21 protein-coding genes and 1 tRNA gene are annotated in these 18,131 nt (G+C 60.9%); 17 read left to right on the top strand and 5 right to left on the bottom strand.

Annotation, left to right across the window (positions count from 1 at the left end; genetic code table 11):
* Positions 1 to 61: 61 nt before the first annotated feature.
* Positions 62 to 1,378, bottom strand: a complete 1,317-nt coding sequence (locus tag ACI3EV_RS04525; protein ID WP_329770147.1) for a hemolysin family protein — start codon at positions 1,376 to 1,378, stop codon at positions 62 to 64.
* A gap of 26 nt (positions 1,379 to 1,404) precedes the next feature.
* Between ACI3EV_RS04525 and ACI3EV_RS04520 the strand changes: the two genes are divergently transcribed.
* Entirely contained in the window at positions 1,405 to 2,232 is an 828-nt protein-coding gene (locus ACI3EV_RS04520; protein ID WP_337690688.1) for a symmetrical bis(5'-nucleosyl)-tetraphosphatase, read from the top strand.
* A gap of 12 nt (positions 2,233 to 2,244) precedes the next feature.
* Here ACI3EV_RS04520 and ACI3EV_RS04515 read toward each other — a convergent pair whose 3' ends face one another.
* The 3 genes from ACI3EV_RS04515 to dcd form a co-directional block, all read right to left on the bottom strand.
* Positions 2,245 to 3,717, bottom strand: a complete 1,473-nt coding sequence (locus ACI3EV_RS04515) for a DEAD/DEAH box helicase (RefSeq protein ID WP_329770145.1) — start codon at positions 3,715 to 3,717, stop codon at positions 2,245 to 2,247.
* Positions 3,718 to 3,809: 92 nt separating this feature from the next.
* Positions 3,810 to 4,673: a neutral zinc metallopeptidase gene (locus ACI3EV_RS04510; RefSeq protein WP_329770144.1), complete on the bottom strand. Its 864-nt coding sequence runs from the start codon at positions 4,671 to 4,673 to the stop codon at positions 3,810 to 3,812.
* A gap of 112 nt (positions 4,674 to 4,785) precedes the next feature.
* A complete protein-coding gene (dcd, locus tag ACI3EV_RS04505) occupies positions 4,786 to 5,355 on the bottom strand; it encodes a dCTP deaminase (RefSeq protein ID WP_329770143.1) in 570 nt (189 codons plus the stop codon).
* 154 nt (positions 5,356 to 5,509) lie between these two features.
* On the opposite strand from dcd, the gene cobA reads away from it, so the two are divergent.
* Positions 5,510 to 6,316: a uroporphyrinogen-III C-methyltransferase gene (gene cobA, locus ACI3EV_RS04500; protein ID WP_329770142.1), complete on the top strand. Its 807-nt coding sequence runs from the start codon at positions 5,510 to 5,512 to the stop codon at positions 6,314 to 6,316.
* On the opposite strand, the gene ACI3EV_RS04495 is transcribed toward cobA, so the two are convergent.
* Positions 6,308 to 6,622: a c-type cytochrome gene (locus ACI3EV_RS04495; RefSeq protein WP_329770141.1), complete on the bottom strand. Its 315-nt coding sequence runs from the start codon at positions 6,620 to 6,622 to the stop codon at positions 6,308 to 6,310. The two genes, cobA and ACI3EV_RS04495, sit on opposite strands and share 9 nt — an antisense overlap.
* Positions 6,623 to 7,012: 390 nt before the next feature.
* Between ACI3EV_RS04495 and ACI3EV_RS04490 the strand changes: the two genes are divergently transcribed.
* The 15 genes from ACI3EV_RS04490 to ACI3EV_RS04420 all read left to right on the top strand — a co-directional run bounded on the left by ACI3EV_RS04490 (position 7,013) and on the right by ACI3EV_RS04420 (position 18,093).
* A complete protein-coding gene (locus ACI3EV_RS04490) occupies positions 7,013 to 7,585 on the top strand; it encodes a hemerythrin domain-containing protein (RefSeq protein ID WP_329770140.1) in 573 nt (190 codons plus the stop codon).
* 46 nt (positions 7,586 to 7,631) lie between these two features.
* The gene (locus tag ACI3EV_RS04485; protein WP_329770139.1) at positions 7,632 to 8,132 is read left to right on the top strand and encodes a hypothetical protein; all 501 of its coding nucleotides are present in this window, start codon (positions 7,632 to 7,634) and stop codon (positions 8,130 to 8,132) included.
* 46 nt (positions 8,133 to 8,178) lie between these two features.
* A tRNA-Ser gene (locus ACI3EV_RS04480) sits at positions 8,179 to 8,266 on the top strand.
* Positions 8,267 to 8,475: 209 nt separating this feature from the next.
* Positions 8,476 to 9,612, top strand: coding sequence for a phage integrase central domain-containing protein (locus tag ACI3EV_RS04475; RefSeq protein ID WP_337690691.1), 1,137 nt, complete (start codon positions 8,476 to 8,478; stop codon positions 9,610 to 9,612).
* Positions 9,609 to 10,139 (top strand): hypothetical protein, encoded by a 531-nt coding sequence (locus tag ACI3EV_RS04470; protein WP_337690693.1) that lies wholly within the window; start codon positions 9,609 to 9,611, stop codon positions 10,137 to 10,139. Before ACI3EV_RS04475 ends, ACI3EV_RS04470 begins: the two co-directional genes overlap by 4 nt.
* Positions 10,140 to 10,354: 215 nt before the next feature.
* Positions 10,355 to 10,561, top strand: a complete 207-nt coding sequence (locus tag ACI3EV_RS04465) for an AlpA family phage regulatory protein (protein WP_337690695.1) — start codon at positions 10,355 to 10,357, stop codon at positions 10,559 to 10,561.
* 71 nt (positions 10,562 to 10,632) lie between these two features.
* Positions 10,633 to 11,091: a hypothetical protein gene (locus ACI3EV_RS04460; protein WP_337690696.1), complete on the top strand. Its 459-nt coding sequence runs from the start codon at positions 10,633 to 10,635 to the stop codon at positions 11,089 to 11,091.
* Positions 11,088 to 12,503, top strand: coding sequence for a YfjI family protein (locus ACI3EV_RS04455; protein ID WP_337690698.1), 1,416 nt, complete (start codon positions 11,088 to 11,090; stop codon positions 12,501 to 12,503). The genes ACI3EV_RS04460 and ACI3EV_RS04455 overlap by 4 nt, the downstream gene beginning before the upstream one ends.
* Entirely contained in the window at positions 12,491 to 12,808 is a 318-nt protein-coding gene (locus ACI3EV_RS04450; RefSeq protein WP_337690700.1) for a hypothetical protein, read from the top strand. Before ACI3EV_RS04455 ends, ACI3EV_RS04450 begins: the two co-directional genes overlap by 13 nt.
* A gap of 120 nt (positions 12,809 to 12,928) precedes the next feature.
* The gene (locus tag ACI3EV_RS04445; RefSeq protein ID WP_337690702.1) at positions 12,929 to 14,125 is read left to right on the top strand and encodes a phage major capsid protein; all 1,197 of its coding nucleotides are present in this window, start codon (positions 12,929 to 12,931) and stop codon (positions 14,123 to 14,125) included.
* Between the two features lie 3 nt (positions 14,126 to 14,128).
* Complete coding sequence (locus ACI3EV_RS04440; RefSeq protein ID WP_337690705.1) at positions 14,129 to 14,644, top strand: HK97 family phage prohead protease; 516 nt, start codon at positions 14,129 to 14,131, stop codon at positions 14,642 to 14,644.
* On the top strand, positions 14,641 to 15,798 hold the full coding sequence (locus ACI3EV_RS04435) for a phage portal protein (protein WP_337690706.1): 1,158 nt from the start codon (positions 14,641 to 14,643) through the stop codon (positions 15,796 to 15,798). The genes ACI3EV_RS04440 and ACI3EV_RS04435 overlap by 4 nt, the downstream gene beginning before the upstream one ends.
* Entirely contained in the window at positions 15,795 to 16,160 is a 366-nt protein-coding gene (locus tag ACI3EV_RS04430) for an HNH endonuclease signature motif containing protein (RefSeq protein WP_337690709.1), read from the top strand. The genes ACI3EV_RS04435 and ACI3EV_RS04430 overlap by 4 nt, the downstream gene beginning before the upstream one ends.
* Positions 16,161 to 16,192: 32 nt before the next feature.
* Entirely contained in the window at positions 16,193 to 16,600 is a 408-nt protein-coding gene (locus tag ACI3EV_RS04425; protein ID WP_018715931.1) for a hypothetical protein, read from the top strand.
* A complete protein-coding gene (locus ACI3EV_RS04420; protein WP_337690712.1) occupies positions 16,597 to 18,093 on the top strand; it encodes a terminase TerL endonuclease subunit in 1,497 nt (498 codons plus the stop codon). The genes ACI3EV_RS04425 and ACI3EV_RS04420 overlap by 4 nt, the downstream gene beginning before the upstream one ends.
* Positions 18,094 to 18,131: the final 38 nt, after the last annotated feature.

Genomic DNA, 18,131 nt, shown 5'->3' with positions numbered 1-18,131 from the left:
ACGTGTATCCAACGGAATCAATTATAGGAGCAAAAAAAGCGCTGTTAAAAAGAAACTCGCATCAATCTGTTTCCGGAGATTTACGCGCCATCACCCATTCCACACGCTTGCCAACCAGCTTCAGGACTTCGAAATCCCAGCCAGCGCAGTTGATGACCTGCCCCTCTACCGGCAGGCTGCCGGAAACAAACATCAGCAATCCGGCCAGCGTGTTGTAATGCGCCTTGTCTTCATCCGGCAGATCCTCGATGTCGAGACGCGCCTTCAATTCGCTGGCGGGAATCATGCCATCCAGTTTCCAGCTGCCATCGACCTGGGGCAATGCCCAGGCCACTTCATGCAGCGCCGGCTGCAATTCACCGGTAATCGCTTCCAGCAGGTCACGCGGCGTCAGCAGGCCCTGGATTTCGCCATATTCATCCACCACGAACACCATGCGGCCAACATGGCTGCGGTATTGCTCCAGCAGCTCCATGCCGGTGAGCGTTTCCGGCACAAACACGGCCGGCTTGGCAAACGACTCCAGCGTGCGCGTGCTGTCGGTGCGCACCACCTGCAGGATGCGGCCCATGCTGACCACGCCCACCACGTGATCAAGCTCGCCGTCCTTGCAGACCGGATACCAGGAGTGGGCATGCACGAACTTCTCGGGCGTGGCACCTTGCGTGAGGCGTTCATGCGCCTGCGCCGCCGTCATCTCGGCATCTAGCCAGACGATATCGCTGCGCGGCACCATGATGGACGACAGCAGACGGTCATCAAGCCCCAGCACGTTCTGCACCAGGCGGTGCTCCTGCTCCTCGATCAGGCCGGCATCCACGCCCTCTTCCAGGCTGGCAGCCAGTTCTTCCTCGGTCACGCGGTGCGTCACCGTGGTGTCGATCGGCAGCATGCGCAGCACGGCCTGGGTGGTGGTGGACAGCAGGTAGACAAAGGGCTTGGTCAGCCGCGCCAGTCCGGCCATGGGGCGGGAAATCCAGCGCGATACGGCTTCCGGGTAGAGCTGGCCAATGCGCTTGGGCACCAGCTCGCCAAAAATGATGGTGGTAAAGGTGATGACGGTGACCACCAGCGTGGTCGCCAGTATCGAGGATACCGATTCAGGCGTGCCCAGTCCACGCAGCCATTCGGCCACGATCGGGCTGAACGCCGCTTCACCAACGATACCGTTGAGGACGCCGATCGAGGTAATGCCGACCTGCACCGTGGACAGGAACTGGGTCGGATTCGCCATCAGGTTGAGTGCAGATGCAGCTCCGGCATCGCCGGCAGCCGACATGGCTTCGAGACGCGCCTTGCGGCTGGAGGCAATGGCCAGCTCGGACATGGCAAAAATGCCATTGAGCAGGGTCAGGAAAATGATGATCAGAAGGTCCATCAGTTCATTGGATAATGCAAGTCATCATGGGAATATACTGTATTGGCGACATACAGGGCTGCCACCAGGCTTTCGAAGACTTGCTGCAGGCCCTCGATTTCTCCCCCAGCCGCGACACCTTGTACGTGCTGGGTGATCTGGTCAACCGTGGCCCGGATTCGGTTGGCGTGCTGCGTCGCATGATGCAGCTCGAAGGCAGCGTGCACTGCCTGCTCGGCAACCACGACATCCACCTGCTAGCCGTAGCCCAGGGTATACGCCCGATGGGCCGGCGCGATACCCTGCTGGAGATCTTGCATGCGCCCGATGCCGCCATCCTGCTCGACTGGCTGCGGTGCCAGCCGCTGGCCATGCAGGCGCACGGCTGCCTGATGGTGCACGCCGGTGTACAGCCAGGCTGGGATGCCGCGCAAACCCTGTCCTGTGCCAACGAAATCAGCGAACAACTGCAGGATGCTCACTGGCAATCCTTCCTCGGCAACCTGTTCGGCAACGTGCCGGACCGCTGGAACAACCGGCTGCAAGGCATGGATCGTGCGCGCGTGATCGTGAATACGCTGACGCGCATCCGCTTCCTGGATGTGGAGGGGCATATGGATTTCCACCACAAGCGTGGGCTGGATGAAGCGCCGGAGCACCTGATCCCGTGGTTTGCCCATCCGCTGCGCTGCACCATGGACACGCTGGTGGCCTTCGGCCACTGGTCGGCGCTTGGCCTGGTCAAGCGCCACAACCTGCTGTCGCTTGATACGGGAGCTGTCTGGGGTGGCGAACTGACGGCAGTGGAAATCCTGCCGCCGGGCCGTCCTGGACGCATCGTCCAGGTACAGAGTCACAGCAGCGCCGAGTTCTGAGCGCCACCGGCTTCAGCCTTCCTGGCTGTCCTCGCTACGCGGTGCGGCCGGCTTGAACAGCGCTGCCATGGACCGCTTGGGACGGATATTGGCGCTGGCACCCGGACGCGTGACCGGGCTGCGCGGCTCGGCCTTTTCCCAAGAGGCCGACTCGCTGCGCGCTGAAGCCTCATACGGCTTGTCAAAGAAGGGATCGACCAGCTTGGGCGCACGACGATAGCGATCGCCCTGCGGTTCGCGCTCGTCGTGGCTGCGGCGCGGCTCGCGGCGACGCTCGCCACCCTCAGCACGCGACGGATAGTCACCGCGCGAGCCTCGACCACCACGCGCTTCCAGCGCAATCTCGAGCGGCTGGATCTTCTGGTTGGTCAGCTTGCCGATTTCTGCCACATGCTTGCCATCGGCATTGCCGACCAGGCTGATCGCCAGGCCTTCGGCGCCAGCGCGGCCGGTACGGCCAATGCGGTGCACATAGTCTTCGGCGTGGAACGGCAGGTCATAGTTGAACACCGCCGGCACGTCCTTGATGTCCAGGCCACGCGCGGCCACATCGGTACAGATCAGGTAGTCGACCTCGCCAGCCTTGAACGCTTCCAGCGCCTTCAGGCGCTCGTCCTGGCTCTTGTCGCCATGCAGGGCCGCGGTCTTGAAGCCGTCGCGTTCCAGCGCACGTGCCAGCCGGCCACAACCGAGCTTGCTGTTGGTAAAGACAAAGGCCTGCTTGACCTCGTTCTGGCGGATCAGCTGCGCCAGCATCGGGCGCTTGTCCTCATCGCTATTGACGCGGACAAAGCGCTGCTCCACGGTGGAGGCGGTGGCGTTGGAACGCGCCACCTCGATCGTGACCGGATTCTGCAGATAGCTGCCGGCCAGACGCTTGATATCGTTGGAAAAGGTGGCCGAGAACAACAGCGTGGTGCGCTGCTTCGGCAGATAGCCGAGAATTCGCTCCAGGTCCGGCAAGAAGCCGATATCCAGCATGCGGTCGGCCTCGTCCAGCACCACGTACTCGACCTGGTTGAGCACGCAGTTGCGCGCCTCGATATGGTCCAGCAGGCGACCTGGCGTGGCCACCAGCACCTCGACGCCCTTCTTCAGCTCGGCAGTCTGCGGCTTCATGTCCATGCCGCCAAACACCACGGCGGAGCGCAGATTGGTGTACTGGGCATACTGCTTGATCTGCTGCGCCACCTGGTCGGCCAGCTCACGCGTGGGCAGCAGCACCAGTGCGCGCACCGGGTGGCGCGCCGGCGATGCCGACGTGTTGTCGTGCTTGAGCAGGCGCTGCAGCAGCGGCAGCGAGAACGCCGCCGTCTTGCCGGTACCAGTCTGGGCCGCACCCATCACGTCCTGACCAGCCAGTACCACGGGAATGGCCTGGGCCTGGATAGGCGTGGTCTGGACATAGCCCATCTCGGCAACGGCGCGCTGGATGGGTTCTGCCAGGGGAAGCTGGGCGTAGGCGATGGTAGCGTTTTCTGTCATGCAGGATGTGTCTCAAATAGACGGCAGGCACAAAGCCTGATAGCCAAGGTGCGGGTAGCACCTTGGCGCGTAGGACGCTGGCAGCAGCCTGATCAGAGACTGCTGGCGTTGAACGTGTCGCAGGCTTGTACCGAGCCTGTCTGGATGCCGGTGGTAAACCAGCGGACGCGTTGCGCGCTGGAACCATGCGTGAAGCTGTCCGGGACCACATAGCCCTGGCTGCGCTTCTGGATGGCGTCATCCCCGATTTTAGCCGCTGCGTTCATGGCGCGCTCAATATCTCCGTTTTCGAGGATCTGACGCGACTTGTGCGCATGATGACCCCAGACACCGGCCAGGCAGTCAGCCTGCAGTTCAAGGCGCACGCTCAGGGCGTTCATCTGAGTTTCGCTGATACGGCCGCGCATGGCATCTACTTTGTCGGTAATTCCCAACAGATTCTGCACATGGTGTGCCACTTCGTGGGCAATCACGTAGGCCTGGGCGAATTCACCATCGGCACCGAGGTCACGCTTGAGCGTGTTGAAAAAGTCCAGGTCCAGGTAGACCTTCTGGTCGCCCGGGCAGTAGAACGGGCCCATGGCCGACTGGCCGGTGCCACAGGCCGTGGGGGTCACGCCACGGTACAGCACCAGGCGCGGCTCCTGGTAGCGGCCACCCGATTGCTGGAACAGCTGGTTCCAGACATCTTCGGTATCGGCCAGCACGGTAGAGACAAACGCGCCCTGCGGGTCATTGGCCGGCGGCGCCGGTGCCGGCTGCTGCACCTGCGGCGAGCCCGATCCGGACAGCACGCCAATCGTGGTCAGCGGGTTTACGCCAAAAAACACGAAACCCAGAATCGCCAGCACGATGGTACCAATGCCGATACTGCGGCCACCAAAAATGCCACCGCCTCCACGCTGGCTACGGCGGTCTTCCACATTGCCTGATTGGCGGTTGCCTTCCCATTTCATGCTGTACTCCCTGTTCCATGCCCCGCAATCGGGGATTTTGGCGGATTATGCGCGATTCGGCTGCGCATGGCTGTCAGCGCTTTCCTGCAGCTGTTGCAGGACCGCAGCGTGATCAGGTCTTGGGCAGTGTCACGCCGATCTGACCCTGATATTTGCCGCCACGATCCTTGTACGAGGTTTCGCAGACTTCATCGCTTTCGAAGAACAGCACCTGGGCGCAGCCTTCGCCGGCGTAAATCTTGGCCGGCAGCGGTGTGGTGTTGCTGAATTCCAGCGTCACATAGCCTTCCCATTCGGGTTCGAACGGCGTCACGTTGACGATGATGCCGCAGCGCGCATAGGTGCTCTTGCCGAGACAAATCGTCAGCACATTGCGCGGAATGCGGAAATACTCCACCGTGCGCGCCAGCGCAAAGCTGTTGGGCGGAATGATGCAGACATCGCTATGGATATCGACAAAGCTTTTTTCGTCGAAATTCTTCGGATCCACCACGGTGCTATGGATATTGGTGAAGACCTTGAATTCGGGCGCGCAACGGATGTCGTAGCCATAACTGCTGGTGCCATAGCTGACGATCTTCTGGCCATCGGCAGCGTAACGCACCTGGCCGGGCTCGAACGGCTCGATCATGCCGTGTTGTTCTGCCATGCGACGGATCCACTTGTCGCTCTTGATACTCATGCTGCGCCTCGGTTGGTTTATCTTGGTAATGCCTTGATTTTATGCTGCTAGCGCCACAATCTGTGCCGACAGACACAATGCCGCAGGAGATGGCAGCCGGAAGCCTCGCCGAAGCTGTTTACACTAGGCACTTTTCCCGCTTCCGGCAGTACCCATGCAAGCCTCCCCTCCCCCTCTTTATCCCGTCAGCCTGGTCGGTGCCGGTCCTGGCGCCGCCGACCTGTTGACGGTGCGTGCGCTGCAGCGCCTGCAGCAGGCCGATGTGGTGCTGTACGACCTGCTGGTCTCACCGGAGATCCTGGCGCTGCTGCCGAAGAACTGCGAGCGCATCTGCGTCGGCAAGCGTTCCAGCCGGCACACGCTGCCCCAGGCGGAGATCAATCGCCTGATCGTGGCGCAGGCACGGTTGGGACGGCGCGTGGTGCGACTCAAGGGTGGCGATCCGTTCATTTTTGGCCGCGGTGGCGAAGAGATGCAGGAGCTGGCGGCTGCCGGCATTCCCTGCGAGGTAGTGCCGGCCGTGACCGCCGCCATGGGCGCAGCTGCGGCCAGCGGCATTCCGCTGACGCACCGTGACCATGCACAGATGGTGAGCTTTGTCACCGGTCACCGCCGCATGGATGACGGAGCGGCAAAGCTGGACTGGATCCGGCTGCTGAGTGCCGAATCCACTCTGGTGATTTATATGGGATTGGGTGAAGCCACGCGTATTGCCGCCGAACTGATGGAGCACGGCGAACATGCCGCCGATACGCCCATGGCGATCGTCTCCAGCGCGACCACGCCGCAGCAGCACATCGTGCACACCACGCTGGGCGAATTGCCACAGGCGCTGCAGGACGAGCGCCTGGTATCGCCTGCCCTGCTGATTATTGGCAGCGTGACCACGCTGCATGAAGAGCTGTATCCACTGATTGTCCAGGCGCAGGCCATGCGCCCGGCAGGCAGCACATCAGAGTGACAGGATCCAGCGTGCCAGCTGCTGCGCCTCGGCCTCGGAGACGTTGGGGCTGGCCGGCATCGGGATGCTGCCAAAGCTGCCGGAGCCACCGGCACGGATCTTTTGCGCCAGGGCGGCTTCGGCACCCTGGCCCTTGTACTTGATGGCGATGTCCTTGTACGAGGGGCCGACGACGCGCTTGTTGACGGTGTGGCAGGACAGGCAGTTCTTGGACCGGGCCAGCGCCTCGGAAGCGTGCGCACCCTGTGCCACGCCCAGCAGCAGACCGGCGGCGATCAAGGCAGAGGAGACGACAGAGACTTTCATGCGGATATTCCTTGCTGTGCCCGACAGGGGCACCTGTACTGCATGAGATTATCCCATTGGGGCAGAAGTTCCGCAGGCAGCATGGACAAGAAAAAACCATGCCGGCTTGCGCGGGCATGGTTCAGGCATGGAGGTCAGGAGATTCGCCACATCTCATCGACGGCTGGCATCTGTACTCGCTGGTATCGGATGAAGCCGTTGGCTGGTGCATTTCCAGTCCACTGACCGAGGCCTTCAGGTTAAAGGCGACAGCGATTTTTCCTGCTCAGGGCATACCCTGTGCTGCGTCACAAAAAATGCAAAAAACTGTAAACACCCTCCACCATCCGGGGAATCGTCAAACGGGAAGACGATGGGTGACAATGTTTAGACATTTTCTGGAGATACGTCATGAAACCCGTGCAGCTGACTGAGCCCGGACAACAGAAACCCGCGACTTTCGAAGATCCCGAATCCATGCTGCTGGCCTGCCACCAGCGCGTGCAGCGCATGTGCGCCCTGCTGCTGCGCCTGCATGCGCATGCCAACCAGAACGGTGCCGACGAACAGGCACGTCGCGCCGCCGCCGACATCATCCGCTACTTCGACATGGCCGGGCCGCACCACCATGAAGACGAGGAGCGCCACCTGGTACCGCGCATGCTGGCAAGCGGAGATCCCTCGCAGATCCACATGGCCGAGAACATCCTGCGCCAGCACAAGGATCTGGATCAGGCCTGGGCCGAACTGCGACCGCTGCTGGTACAGCTGACCGAAGGCGATGCCGCCGCGCTGCTAGCCCAGGAAACGCTGTGCCTGCGCTTTGCCCACATGTACCAGTCACATATCGAACTGGAAGAGCTGCACGCCTATCCCGCGGTATTTCCCGGCATGGGTGCCGAGGTGCTGGAACAGGCCGGCGCAGAGATGGCGCAGCGCCGCGTTGACCAGCCGGTGCTGCAGACGCCCGTCAACCCGGCCTGACAACTTGGGCTAGGATAGCGGCATGTCCTTGCTGCCAGGAGCTGCCATGTCCCTGCCCTCTTCTCCCGCTGCCAGCGACTCCCCGAATCAGGAGCGCCGCCTGCTGGTGCGCCTGACCGGCGCCCTGGGTGCTTTTGCCGGCATGGTGCTGGCTGGTTGCGGCATCAGCATTGGCGGGGGTGGCGCACGCGGCCCGCAGGACATGGCGTATCGCCGGCGCGCCGCGCAACACCTGTACCTGCGCAATCCCGGCAACGTTTACCACGGCCAGCTACCGCCCATGCTGCATGCAATTGCCATCATGGAAGTCCGCATCGGCGGCAATGGCCGCGTTCAGGGCATCCGCTGGCGCCGACGGCCAGACCACGCGCCCGAGGTGGTGCAGCTGGCAAACCGCTTGGTGCAGGCGGCATCGCCGTTTCCGGCTCCGGGCGGCGCTGGCGTGACCTATACCGATACCTGGCTGTTTGTGGATAGCCAGCGCTTCCAGCTCGATTCGATTACCGAGGGGCAGCAGAGTTATGCCACGGGCGAGCCGGAGTGGTGAACAAGGCGCTTCTGATGCCAGGATTGCCGTACAATGGCAGGCTTCCGGAAGCGTGGGAGAGTGGTTTAATCCAGCGGTCTTGAAAACCGCCGACCTGCAAGGGTCCGTGAGTTCGAATCTCACCGCTTCCGCCAGCCGTAGGTTTTCAATCCCACCATTGATTGCCCGCTAAAGTACAAATCCCCTCTGAAGCCGCTAATTGAAGCGGCTTTTTTTGTCCGCCAAGGGCCGCTAGAATTGACTTCAATCCGCCATTTCACGGTGGGATAGATGGAGGGGCAAGGTGGGATTACGCGCTAAGGAGCTATCAGCTCTCGTTGTCGGCAGGATCAGGAAACCGGGCATGCACGCTGTAGGCGGTGTCCCCGGCCTGTACCTATACGTGAGTGATGCCGGTGCCCGTTCGTGGATTGTGCGTGTGACCGTTCACGGCAAGCGCCGCGAAATGGGGCTGGGAGGCTTCGACGATGTGACGCTGGCCCAAGCCCGCGAGAAAGCACGGCAAGCCCGCCAGCAAGCCATCGAGGGTATTGACCCGGTGCAGGAGCGCAAAGCGGCCCGGCTGCGCCGCAAGACAGAGACTGTCCCCACCTTCAAAAAATGCGCCATCGCCTATATCGACGCACATGCGGCTGAATGGCGCAACGCAAAGCACGCCGCCCAATGGGCCAGCACGCTAGAGACTTATGCCTATCCGCTGATCGGTGAAATGAGCGTGGCCGATATTGAGACACGGCATGTACTTGAGGTGCTGCGCCCGATCTGGACGACAAAGACTGAAACTGCCGCCCGCCTGCGTGGCCGTATCGAGCAGATATTGTCGGCGGCTACTGTGCCCGGATACCGCAAGGGCGACAACCCTGCCCGCTGGCGTGGGCATCTTGACCACCTGCTGCCGAAGCCATCAAAGATTGCGAAGGTTCAGCACCACGCGGCAATGCCCATTGACGAAACCCCGCAATTCATGGTGACGCTGGCCGGGATCACTGGCATCTCGGCAAAAGCGCTGGAATTTGCCATTCTGACCGCTGCCCGTAGTGGCGAGGTGCGAGGCGCAACATGGGACGAAATCGACCTGGACGGCAAGGTTTGGACGATCCCTGCCGAGCGCATGAAGGCCGGTAAAGAGCATCGTGTACCCCTGAGTATTCAGGCCATCGAGCTACTGAAGGCGCTGCCTATCTTCGTCGGTGTGCCCTATGTGTTCGGTGCGCCGCGTGGGGGCCAGCTCTCAGACATGGCCATGACCGCTGTGATGCGCCGCCAGCAACTGCCCTATGTGCCGCATGGCTTCCGATCGACCTTCCGCGACTGGTGCAGCGAGCGTACCCATTGCCCTAGTGACCTGGCCGAAATGGCGCTGGCCCATGCGATTAAAAGCGAGGTAGAGGCCGCTTATCGGCGTGGCGACATGCTGGACAAGCGCCGCGAGCTGATGCAGACGTGGGCCGACTTCGTAAGGCCGAGGGGGGCGACATGATGGACGTTACCCGCGATACCCACCAGTGGGGGGATGTTGAGCCAGATGACCTATTCAATCTTGACTTCAACTTTGAGGGATATTTTGAGCGGTACCGCAGCAATCAGCTCAGTGACAGCGAGAAGGAGGAATTCTCTGCCCGCGTCTATGGCTTGTATTGTCGCAACTACTACAAGTCTGGCGGTGATCCTTCAAAGATTGATCCGTGGGTGGCTGGCTATATTGCAGACAAGCTCTTTAAGGCACTTCAAGGCGCCCCATGGGGCGACATCATGGACCTGCCGTGGGATAAGACCACAGAAATGATGACTGCAAAGGGGATGCGTGCATTCAACATATGGGCCGGGGTTCGCAATGCTCTCAATCGCAACCCGCAAGCCAGCGTCACGAAGTTGATAGGGGCGCAATCTGTACTGCACTTCGTTTCGTACGAGACTGCACGAGCTGACTACTACGCGATGAAAAATTCTATGGACAGTGGCAAAGGTATTCCCGAGAAGTTTCTAAAAGATCCCCATGATTTCTAGAAAAACCCATCAACCGGAAAACTTACTATTGCACTACCAGACGGACAAATATTTGTTCGCATGGCGCTAAAAGTGAAAAGCCCGCTGGCGGGCGGGCTTCTCGACCTTAGCAACAAAGATTGCAGCAAAGGCCATCCGTGGAGGACGGCCCCATTAGACCATATTAGGTAGGTCTAGCTGCAAGTTATCCCACCTTCACGAAAGGAAAACTTGCCATGAGCGAGGCCAAAATTCATCAGACCGTCCTGCGCGAGCAACAAGTATTGCAGCGTTTCGGCATCGGACGCACCACCTGGCGCGATGGTGTCCAGTCCGGCAAATTCCCCAAACCTATCAAGTTCTCGGCCCGCTGTGTAGGCTGGCGCGTGGCCGACCTGGACGCTCTCGAGGAGCGTCTGGCCGCTGAAGCCCTGGCCGAGTAAGTGAGGTACTACCATGCAGACCACACATGCCGACAAGGCAGGCGGAGCTACGCCTGTACCGGGGGTGCGTCATGGGCTTTGAACGTGACCGACTCCCCGACGCCGAGAGCTATTACCAGTCGCACGGCCTGAAGCTGGACGGCAAAGGCAAATGGCGTACTACTGAATGCCGCTTCCATGGTGGCAGCGACTCCATGCGGATCAACACCCATACCGGCGCATTCGTATGCATGGCTGGCTGTGGTGCAAAAGGCGGTGACGTACTGGCCTACGAGATGGCCGATACCGGCACTGACTTTGTGACTGCTGCAAAGGCTATTGGCGCATGGGTAGATGATGGCAGGCCCGCACCGAGCCGCCCTACTGCGATCCCGCCGCGTGACGCGCTGCAAATTCTCGCCGCTGAAGCAAACCTGGTGGCCGTGGCCGCTGGCAATGTCGCCCATGGCGTGAAGTTGACCCAAATTGATCTTGACCGCGTGATGCAGGCAGCAAGCCGGATCACGTTCATCGCGGAGGTATTCGCATGAGCGCCGTACTCGAAAAATCCGTGGCCGTGCTGGATGCAGCGATTGCACGCAAGTCTGACTGGCCCACGCTCAACCCGCTGCCCGAACAGGACGCCAATCAGGCCGACCCGTTCCCATTCGATGCGATGGGGCACAACATGGGCGCAGCCGCACGGGCAATTGCGCATGGTGTTCAAGCGCCTGATGCAATCGCCGCTGGCAGCGTACTCGCCGCCGCCGCCCTGGCCGTGCAACCGCATGCCAATGTGGTAGCGCCCTACGGTGCCCGTGTTCCCCTGAGCCTGTTTATTTTGACTTCTGCCAGCTCTGGCGACCGCAAGAGCGCAGTAGATGCCATTGCCTGTAGCGCCGTGGATGAGCTGCGCAAAGAGCAGGCCCGCAAGTTTCAGGAGGAACTGAAGGCATGGGAGGAGGCGAGCAGGGAGAAAGGCAAAACCCCGCCGCGCCCGATCATGCCCTGCCTGACAACGAGCAATGCCACTGTGGAGGGGCTGACAAAGCAACTCATGTGCCAGTCCCATATCGGAGTGTTCAGCTCCGAAGGTGGCGAAGCTCTCGGAGGGCACTCCATGCGCGACGAGCGAAAAGCCGCTGGACTGGCCTTCTACCTGAAGGCATGGGACGGTGCGACCATCGACGCGCTGCGTAGTGGCTTCGGCAATATCGTGCTGCTGAACCGCCGCATGAGTATGCACCTGCTGGTGCAGCCTATCTTGCTGCGACAGCTCTTGAGCGATCCGCTGGCCAGTGGGCAAGGCATGCTGGCCCGGTGCCTGATTGCGCAACCTACTACGCTGGCAGGAACCCGGATGTTCAAGAACGTCAACGCCTACAACGATCCCGCTGTGGTGGCCTTCAACGCCCGGATTACCGATCTGCTGCGAATCACGCCAGACTGCTGGCCGGATGGCGATGGGTTTGCCCTGAAGCCGCGCGACTTGCATCTGACTGATGACGCAATGCGAGCCTGGACGGCTTTCTACAACGCTGTAGAGGTAGAGCAGGCACCCGGCAGGGAGCTAGAGGGAGCACGCGCATTTGCCAGCAAAACGGCAGAACATGCACTGCGCATTGCCGGTGTGCTGGCGATGTATGACAGTGCCGACGCTGGCCGCATTGACGCGACCGCAATGGATGGCGGCATCAGGGTTGCCAACTACTACCTGACCGAGCATGTACGCCTGACACGATCCAGTCAGGCCGACAAACAGCACGGGCAACTGCGTGCGCTGCTGGAGTGGATGCAGGAACAAGGCAGCCTGGTGCAACAGGCGACGATCTTGCAGAAGTCGCCGCGCAGCATCGGCCATCGCAAGAAAGACCAGCTTATGCCGCTGCTGGACGAGCTTGCCGAGCGTGGCTACATCCGCAAGTCTGGTACTGCATGGGAGGTTCGGCCATGTTCCGACTGAACATTGATAGCGTGCTGGCTAATGCTGGCTACGCGGCTAAAGCGGCTAATGTGGCTAATGTGGCTAAACAGAACGCCGACGAATTAGCCAAATTAGCCGGAATAGCCAAATTAGCCATTAGCCAGCAACCGGCTAACGAACCGTTCCCGGTGCTGGACGAGCTGCTGACAGCCGCGCTCCGCGCCTGCGACTACTGGAACGATGACTACGCCGCCCGCCAGCAAATGATCGACGACTGCCACGCCATCCCGCCCGACAAACGGCAGGAATGGATTGACTACTTCGTGCAGCAATACCCGAAGTGATGCCGTAGCCCGCCCCGTGCGGGCTTTTCTTCGTCTGACGCACTATTGCAACTGAGTTGCGTTTATGGTAGAGATTGCTTAAAATTTAAGCACCTTCAACTTTTCATTGCAATGAAACCCATGAAACTGAACGATTTGCGCGAAAGCCGCGCTGCCCTGGTGGCAGAAATGCGTACCCTGGCCGACAAGGCCGAGATGACCAGTGACGACACTGCCCGTTTTGACGCCCTGAAGGCTGAAGTGCAGAAGCTGGAGGCGCAAGAGGAACGCGCCCTGTATCTGCAAGATGCCGAGCGCCGCGCCCTGGGTGCTGACAAGCACGAACAGAAGCTGGCCGGTGGCGTGTCCATCATCGAGGCGATCAATGCCCAAGTGGAGAGCCGCGCCCTGACTGGTGCCACGGCTGAATATTCGGCAGAGGTCGAGCGCCGCACCGGCAAACGTGGTGTTCACCTGCCGCTGTCCGCATTCGAGAGCCGCGCTGCGCAGACCACGACGACCGCTGAAGGCATCGTGCCCGAGGACTTCCGACAGGATTTGTTCGTGGGGCCGCTGCGCAACAGCCGTCTGGTGCAGGGTCTTGGTGCCACGGTGCTGACCGGCCTGCGCGGTGATGTGGTGATCCCGCGCCACAAGACTGGCATGTCTGCCGCTTGGATCGCTGAAGGTGATGCCCTGAGCGAAAGCGGCATGACGTTCGACACCATCGGTCTGAAGCCGCGCCACATCGGTGCGCTCACCGAGCTGAGCCGTCAACTGCTGCAACAGTCAAGCCCGAGTATCGAAGCGCTGGTGCGCAACGACATGAGCGAAGTCATGGCCGAAGCGTTTGACCTGGCACTGCTGGAGGGTGACGGCATCAAGGAGCCGCTGGGCATCCTGGAGACGACCGGCATCCAGACCGGCACGCTGGCGACCCTGTCCTGGTCTGCTGTGCAGGAGCTGCTGGAAAAGCTGGCGCTGAAGAACATCACGCCGAACGCCTGGATTACCGAGCCGCAGAGCGCCACGAAGCTGCGCACGACGCTGAAAGCGGCTTCTGCCGGCTCCAGCTACCTGATGGAAGGCGGCCGCATGGCTGACCTGCCGGTGGCGATCACGAACCAGATGAAGCTGAGCGGTGCGACCGGGCAAGTCCTGCTGGGTGACTTCCGCCAACTGCTGATTGGCGTGTGGGACTCCGTGCAGATTTTGGCGAACCCGTATGCAGAAGGCCCGTACAGCCGTGGTGCCGTGCAGGTGCGTGCGCTGATGACGGCTGATGCGGTGGTGCGCCGTCCTGAAGCCTTCGTGCTGGCTTCTGACCTGGTGGTGTAAGCCATGGCCGCGCCGAACATCGAACACCGAATGGCGACTGGTCTGCAAGCCAGTGGCCGCACGTTGACCGGCTATGCCGCCGTGTTCAACGCTGATACCCGTGTGGGTGACTTCATCGAGCGCATTGCACCCGGTGCCTTCATCCGTTCGCTGGAGAGTGGCCGCGATGTTCTGGCGCTGGCTGACCATGATCCAAAGACCGTGCTGGGTCGCACATCGTCCGGCACGCTGGCGCTGTCGGAAGATTCACACGGTCTGGCCTTCACGCTGACGCTGCCGGACACCACTGCCGGACGTGATCTTGCTGCCCTGGCAGCGCGTGGCGATCTGGGTGGCATGTCCTTCGGTTTCGTTCCGGCAGATGAGGTATGGACAGGCGACACCCGCGAGCTGCGCGAGGTGGAATTGCACGAAGTGTCCGTGGTGCAGTCCTGGCCTGCCTATCCGCAAACATCGGTGGCCCTGCGCATGAAGCAGCTTCGCACACCTGCCCGCATGTGGCTGGAGACGTGTAAATGATGAACCGCATCAAGTCCCTGCTGGGCATCGAGCAACGAAGCTTTGACCCGTACTGGTCTGACTTCCTTGCCAAGCGAACAGGTACCGTGACAGTAGATGCTGCGCAGTCCCTTGCCGCGTGCTATGCGGCTGTGTCCGTGATCTCGGAGGCGGTGGGTTCCCTGCCGCTGCATCTGTACAAGCGCGACGGTGACGAGCGCGAGCGTGCCGACTCGCATCCCTTGTACGCGGTGCTGCATCACGCGCCGAATGAGTACCAGAGTGCGCAGGAATTCATCGAGTGGCTGACGGCATCCATGCTGCTGCACGGCAACGGCTATGCACGCATCACCCGAGGGCATGACGGACAGGTGAGAAGCCTGTTTCCGCTGGCCCCTGAGCGCGTGAACATCAAGCGCCAAGGGGATGTGATTGCCGGGTACGAGTACATCAATCTTGACGGCAGGAGCGAGAAGCTATTGCCTGATGAGGTGTTCCATCTGCGCCATCGTGCTGGCGGTGATCCGCTGGTGGGCTTGTCCCCGATTGCCGCAGCGCGTGGCGTGTTCGAGCTGGCGCTGTCCGAACAGGAGCACGGTCAATCCAGTTTCGACAACGGTACTCGCTTGTCCGGTACGTTGAATGTCCCCGGTGTCCTGAAGCCCGAGCAGCGCGAAGCACTGAAAGCATCCTGGCAGGCGCAATATGCCGGTGCAGCGAATGCTGGCCGTGTTCCTGTTCTGGAGGCCGGTACGAATTTCCAGCACATGAGCATGACGCTGGAAGATGCCGAGTGGATTGCAGCGCGTCAATTCAGCGTGCAGGAGGTGGCCCGCGTGTTCAAGGTGCCGCCCGTCCTGATCGGTGATCTGACCCATGCGAACTTCAGCAACAGCGTGGAGATGAACCGCTGGTTTGTCACGCACACCCTGCAACGCCACATGAGCGCATGGGAGGGGGCTATCAGCCGCCAACTGTTGAGCAGTGCAGGCAGGCGCATCTATTTCCCGGAATTCAGTGCAGAAGGCTTGTTGCGCGGTGATGCCGCCAACCGTGCCAACTTCTATGAGAAGGCCATCAATTCCGGATGGATGACGATTGCCGAGGTTCGCAAGCTGGAGAACCTGCCCGCGATCAAGTCCGACCGGTTCAAGCCGATGGAGCCGCCGAAATGAGACTGTTTGCACCCAAGACGCTCAAAGCACGCCAACTGGAGACAGGCCGCACGCTGGCGCTGAACGGCAAGGCGTGGAGGAAGTTGCGCGAAGCTGTCCTGGCGCGTGATCCGCTGTGCTGCTGTGGCTGTGGTGCGCCGAGCACGGATGTTGACCATGTGGACGGTGATCCGACCAACAACAGCATGGACAACCTGATGGGCCTGGCGCACGAGTGTCACAGCATCAAGACTGCGACCGGCAAGCTGCCGACTGGATACGATGAAAGTGGTATTCCGCTGGGTGGCCCATGGGCGCAGATGATAGCGATTCTCAAGAAATCGCCAGCAACCGAGGCGAACGAACCGCACGGTACCCCCTGAACCAATGGAATCTGCTTAAAAAATAGGCAATCATGAAGTTAACACCTAAGCGTACCAGTTCGACCTGCGAAATAGCCCTGCAAGCGCACCAGAATGCCGCCAGTGCGCCTATCGAGCCGCCCGAGTATGTAGCCCTGCCCGAAGCCTGCAAACCGTTCTGGAAGGCCATTGTGACGAGCCGCCCGCGTGATACCTGGACAGATTCTGACCTGGTGCTGGCCGCGAATCTGGCGCGTGTCAATTTTGCCATTCAAGGGATGGAAGTCGGTTCTGATGAGCACGCGAAGCTGACGCGTCTGGCGATGGCGCTGGCCCGTTCGGTGGCCGTGCATCCGACGGCAACAGTCGGACGTGCTGCCGACATGGTGAACGCTGCCACTGCCGAGCGTGAAGCGCGTGCCGAGCAGGATGATGATCTGATCCCGATGGGTTTGCAATGACCCGCGCCGCGCGTGTGATTGCCTTCATCGAGCGCCATTGTGTGACCCCGGAGGGTGCGCATGTGGGCAAGCCGCTTGTGCTGGCCGATTTCCAGAAGGAGTTTATCCGTGCTGTCTATGACAACGAGCAAGGTACTCGCAGGGCTTATCTATCGATTGCCCGCAAAAACGGCAAGAGTGGCCTTATTGCTGGTCTGCTGCTGGCCCATTTGATTGGGCCGGAGGCGAAGCAAAACAGTCAGATCGTCAGTGGTGCCATGTCACGCGATCAAGCCGCCCTGGTGTTCAGCCTGGCAAGCAAGATGGTGATGCAGTCACCGAAGCTGTCCAAGCTGGTGAAGATCATCCCGAGTGGAAAACGCCTGATCGGTCTGCCGCTGAACGTGGAATTCCGTGCGCTTGCTGCTGATGGCAAGACGGCGCATGGACTGTCCCCGGTGCTGGCGATTCTGGACGAGGTGGGGCAGGTACGAGGGCCGCAAAGTGACTTCATCGACGCGATCACGACCAGCCAGGGTGCGCACGAAAATCCACTGCTGATTGCCATATCGACGCAAGCGGCATCTGATGCTGATCTGTTATCCATCTGGCTGGACGACGCTGCAAGCAGCAATGACCCGGCCATTGTCAGCCACGTCTATGAGGCACCCGAGGATTGCACCCTGATGGATCGTGATGCCTGGAGGGCCGCAAATCCTGCCCTGGGCCTGTTCCGCAGCGAATCCGATCTGGCCGCGCAACTGGAGCAGGCGCAGCGTATGCCATCGATGGAGAACAGCGCCCGCAATCTGCTGCTGAATCAGCGCATATCGACAGATTCCCCATTCGTCAGTCCGGCGGTGTGGGCAAGCTGTGGTGATGCGCCGCTGCCCTTCGGTGATGAACCGGTGTTTGCTGGCCTGGACTTGTCTGCACGTACTGACCTGACTGCGCTGGTGCTGGTGGGCAAGGTGAACGACGCATGGCAAGTCCATCCGGTGATCTGGACGCCTGAAGTCGGTGTGGCAGAGCGTGCAAGGCGTGACCGTGCACCCTATGACGTGTGGGTCAGAGAGGGTCAACTGCATACGACACCCGGCAGAACGATCGATTACGAGGTAATCGCCCGCGAGCTGGCCGAGATATGCAGCACCTGCAACATGCAAGGGATCGCATTCGACCGCTGGCGCATCGACGTGCTGCAAAAGGAACTGGACAGGATCGGCGCTGATGTGCCTTTGACCCCATGGGGACAAGGCTACGCCAGCATGTCGCCCGCGCTGGACGCTTTGGAAGCCGAGCTGCTGAACGAACGGATTGCACACGGCATGCACCCGGTATTGACGATGTGCGCGGCAAACGCAACGACCGTGCGCGATCCTGCCGGAAACAGGAAGCTGGACAAGAGCCGTCAGACAGGCCGCATCGACGGTATGCAGGCGCTTGCCATGGCGATGGGCCTGGCGACGAGCATGGCCGAGGAAGAAGCCTTTACCGGCATCTATTTTGTGTAACCCTGCCGGGGGGTGCCGCAAGGCGTATCCCGGACGCG

It is taken from the genome of Allobrachymonas wangyanguii (assembly GCF_045055315.1).
Classification (GTDB): domain Bacteria; phylum Pseudomonadota; class Gammaproteobacteria; order Burkholderiales; family Burkholderiaceae_C; genus Brachymonas; species Brachymonas wangyanguii.
Note: the sequence above shows the minus strand (reverse complement) of the source record. Positions and strands in the feature narration are given on the sequence as shown.